The organism is Kitasatospora sp. NPDC091257 (genome assembly GCF_044757675.1).
Classification (GTDB): Bacteria; Actinomycetota; Actinomycetes; order Streptomycetales; family Streptomycetaceae; genus Kitasatospora; species Kitasatospora lactacystinica.
Map to the genome: position 1 here is coordinate 1 of NZ_JBIVVI010001644.1, position 1,517 is coordinate 1,517.

The window sequence follows — 1,517 nt, forward strand, 5'->3', positions numbered from 1 at the left end:
CCGATCTGGTGCGCGCCCTCCCCCGGCCCTTCCCGGCCCTCCCCCAAGGAGTCACACCATGGCAGTCCAGCCCCCGCCCGCCGACCAGCGGATCGTGATCGAGAACGCCGCGATCGCCACCGTGGACGCGAACGACACCGAGTACGCCCGCGGCCACGTGGTCGTCCTCGGCAACACCATCGAGACGGTGGGCGACGGCCCCGCCCCCGCGTGGCTGGACAACGTGGTGCGCCGGATCAACGGCGAGGGCCACCTGATCACCCCCGGCCTGGTCAACACCCACCACCACTTCTACCAGTGGATCACCCGCGGCCTGGCCCAGGACCACATCCTGTTCGACTGGCTGGTCGCCCTCTACCCGACCTGGGCCCGGATCGACGACAAGCTCGTGCACGCCGCCGCCCAGGGCTCCGCCGCCGCACTGCTCAAGTCCGGCTGCACCACGGCCTCCGACCACCACTACGTCTTCCCGAAAGGTGGCGGCGACGTCCTCGGCGCCTCCATCGAGGCCGTCCGGGAACTCGGCCTGCGCTTCACCGCGCTGCGCGGCTCGATGGACCGCTCCCGGAAGGACGGCGGACTGCCGCCGGACCACGCGGTCGAGGAGCTGGACGACATCCTGACCGCCTCCGAGGCCGCCGTGGACCGGTACCACGACTCCTCCTTCGGCTCGATGCTGCACATCGCCATCGCGCCCTGCTCCCCCTTCTCCGTCTCCACCGACCTGCTCCGCCGGTCCGCCGAACTCGCCCGCCGCAAGGGCGTCCGGCTGCACACCCACGGCTCGGAGACGGCCGAGGAGGAACAGTTCTGCAAGGAGCTGTTCGGCATGGGACCGACCGACTACTTCGAGTCGGTCGGCTGGCTCGGCGAGGACGTCTGGATGGCGCACTGCGTGCACATGAACGACTCCGACATCGCCAAGTTCGCCGAGACCGGCACCGGCGTCGCCCACTGCCCGTCCTCCAACGCCCGCCTGGCGGCCGGCATCGCCCGGGTGCCCGACATGCTCCGGGCCGGCGTCCCGGTCGGGCTCGGCGTCGACGGCACCGCCTCCAACGAATCCGGCGAGCTGGGCACGGAGCTGCGCAACGCGCTGCTGATCAACCGCCTGCACGGCTCCCCCACCGCACTGACCGGACGGCAGGCACTGCGCCTGGGCACCATGGGCGGCGCCCGGGTGCTCGGCCGGCAGGACGAGATCGGCTCGATCGAGGCCGGCAAGCTCGCCGACCTGGCGCTGTGGAAGATCGACGGGATCATGCACTCGTCCATCGCCGACCCGGTCGCCGCGCTCACCTTCGGGGCGCTCCCGCCGCTGTCGGTGCTGTTCGTCAACGGCAACGCGGTGGTCGAGAAGGGGCGCCTGACCACCGTCGACGAGGACCGGATCGCGCGCGACTGCGCCCGCGCCGCCCGCGAACTGGCGGCCCGTCCGCTCTGACGCCCACCCCTGACTCCGGGAGCGCCCAGGGACGGTGCGCCCCCGGACTCCGCACACCCCGACGGGTGTGCGG

Annotated in this window: 1 protein-coding gene; it reads left to right on the forward strand. The window is 72.2% G+C overall.

The window, feature by feature from the left end:
- Window positions 1-58 precede the first annotated feature (58 nt).
- Window positions 59-1,444: an 8-oxoguanine deaminase gene (locus ACIQOV_RS40975; RefSeq protein ID WP_401056167.1), complete on the forward strand. Its 1,386-nt coding sequence runs from the start codon at window positions 59-61 to the stop codon at window positions 1,442-1,444.
- Window positions 1,445-1,517: the final 73 nt, after the last annotated feature.